Source organism: Intestinibacillus massiliensis (genome assembly GCF_900155735.1).
Classification (GTDB): Bacteria; Bacillota; Clostridia; order Oscillospirales; family Butyricicoccaceae; genus Intestinibacillus; species Intestinibacillus massiliensis.
Map to the genome: position 1 here is coordinate 1 of NZ_LT707057.1, position 756 is coordinate 756.

The following is a 756-nucleotide window of genomic DNA, read 5'->3' on the forward strand; positions in this document are numbered from 1 at the left end:
CAGGGCGCGCAGCGTGTCCTCGTCGGCCTCGCGCCCCGCGTCGAGCAGCTCCTCGCGCGCGGGTACATATAGCACGCCCGCCGGGACGACCTCGCACAGCTCGCGGCTCAGCAGCGCCCGGTAGCGCGCCAGCCCCTCGTCCTGCAGGGCGTACAGGTATAGCACCAGCTGCATATTCAGCCCGTACCAGATGTCGGACAGGGAGAAGGACTTTTTCCCGCTCTTGTAGTCCATGACGCGCACATACAGGCGGCCGTCACGGATATAGCCGTCCACACGGTCGACCTTGCCGGAAAGCTGCGCGGAAACCCCGCCGTCGGAGACCGAGACCGGCGGCAGGTCGCCGCCGGCGGAAAAGTCAAGCTCATAGTCGATCGGCGCAAAGTCGGACACGCGCAACTCGTCCAGCACGTTTTGCAGCACGCCTTCCATCGTCTTGACCAGGCGGCGGAACAGGTAGCGGAACCGCGCGGTCTTGTTTTCCAGCCCGCCGAGGTTCTCCTCGATATAGCGGCGCACATATTTGCGCATCACGGCGAACGCGTCCGCATCTGGCGCCGCCGCCACGCCGCCGTCGCGCGCCTGCAGTTCGGCCAACGTGTTTTCCAGCACGAAATGGATGAACGTGCCCGCTTCGGGCGCGGCGAAATCGGCCTGCCGCCGCGGCTTTGCGCGCAGCCCGTACTGCATGAAGAACGCGAACCGGCACGAATAGAATTTATCGACGCGCGACGCGGTCAGGTTCAGTTCCCGGCC

At 65.6% G+C, this 756-nt stretch carries 1 protein-coding gene; it reads right to left on the reverse strand.

The annotated features are described in order from the left end of the window. Positions 1-756 (reverse strand): PD-(D/E)XK nuclease family protein (locus CZ203_RS05910; RefSeq protein ID WP_200809442.1); only part of this gene is annotated, 756 nt, incomplete at both ends.